This window comes from Streptomyces sp. NRRL S-37 (genome assembly GCF_000721605.1).
Lineage (GTDB): Bacteria > Actinomycetota > Actinomycetes > Streptomycetales > Streptomycetaceae > Streptomyces.
Map to the genome: position 1 here is coordinate 1 of NZ_JOIZ01000084.1, position 1,462 is coordinate 1,462.

At 70.1% G+C, this 1,462-nt stretch carries 1 protein-coding gene; it reads right to left on the bottom strand.

Features of this window, described 5'->3' with window-relative positions; translation table 11 throughout:
- Positions 1 to 1,462 (bottom strand): condensation domain-containing protein (locus tag IH50_RS0136800; protein ID WP_030872988.1); only part of this gene is annotated, 1,462 nt, incomplete at both ends.

Below are 1,462 nucleotides of genomic sequence, written 5' to 3' on the forward strand. Positions count from 1 at the left end.
CGCACGCGCATCCAACTCCGCATACGACACCTCGACACCGTCACCCACCACCGCGACCGCATCCGGCGTCCGCGCCACCTGCGCCTCGAACAACTCCGGAATCGTCCCCGAAGACACCCCGGCCACAGTGCCGTTCCACTCCACCAACAGCCGCTGCCGCTCAGCCTCACCCAGCACATCCACCGCGCTCAGCGACCGGTCCGCGCCACCCTCCAGCGCCTCCTCCAACACCGACAGCTCAGTGCCGTCGTCGTCGACCGAGACCGACAGCGGGTAGTTCGTCCGCTCCCGCGAGAACACCGTCCGGATGCCCTCAAGGCCCGGACCAGCTTGAACAGCGACGTGAACAGCGGGGTGTCCCCCGGCACGCCACTGGCCTGCTGCGCCACGGCCAGCGGCGCGTGCTCGTGCTCCAGCAGACCCGCCACCGGCAGCGTGTTGATGAACGGACCCGCCACCCGGTCCGCCCCGGAGCCGGCGTTCATGCGTCCGAAGAGCACCGTGCCGAACACGACGTCGTCCCGACAGCTCCGGTCCCAGATCCGACACCACACGCGACACATCCGCGCCCGCACCACGCACGTCCACCAGACCGAACGGCGCGGTCGGCTCGTCCACATCACCCAGCAGGTCGGCGAAGTACCGCTCGTGCGCGGCCCGCTCCACCCCGCCGTGCGCCTGCGCGACGAAGTTCCGGAACGGCAGCGCCTCCGGCAGCCGGTCACCCCGACCCGCGAGGAACGCCTTGTGCATCCGGAGCAGCGGAGCCCGGTCCAGGTCCATGGAGAGTCCTGCACGAGCCACCAGCTCGCCTGCCATGTCCGTGCCCTGACGGTCGAGTTCGATCTCCTCGACAGGCAGTTCCGCACGGCGCCACACCACCTGCACCGGCTCGCGCAGACCCTCCCACACGATCCCGGTCCGATAGATGTCATGGCGGTCCATGACCTTCTGAAGGGCCTGGGTGAACGCGTCGAGCCGGTCACGGCTGTCGAACTCGACCACCATCGGCGTGACGTAGGCGTCTTCGCCGCCGTCGGCGAGGAGGTGGTGGAAGAGCAGACCCTCCTGGAGGGGAGCGAGGGGGTAGATGTCGGCGACGTTCGCCGCGCCGCCCTCGACGGTGGCCACGACCCGCTCGACCTCCTCGGCGGTCAGGTCCACCAGCGGCAGCATCTCCGGCGTGATCGCCTGCGTACCCTCCGGGATCACGTTCGCCGGAACGACGACGTCCTCCGCCCCGGAGGCGGCAGCCGCCAGCCGGGCCACCGTCGGGCTCTGGAACAGCGCCCGCACCGACACCGACACACCACGGCCGCGCAACACTTCCACCAGCCGGATCGCCAACAGCGAATGGCCGCCGAGCGCGAAGAAGTCGTCATCGACACCGACACTGTCGACGCCGAGGACCTCGGCGAACGCCGCGCACAGGATCTCCTCGCGGACCGTGGCGGGACCACGG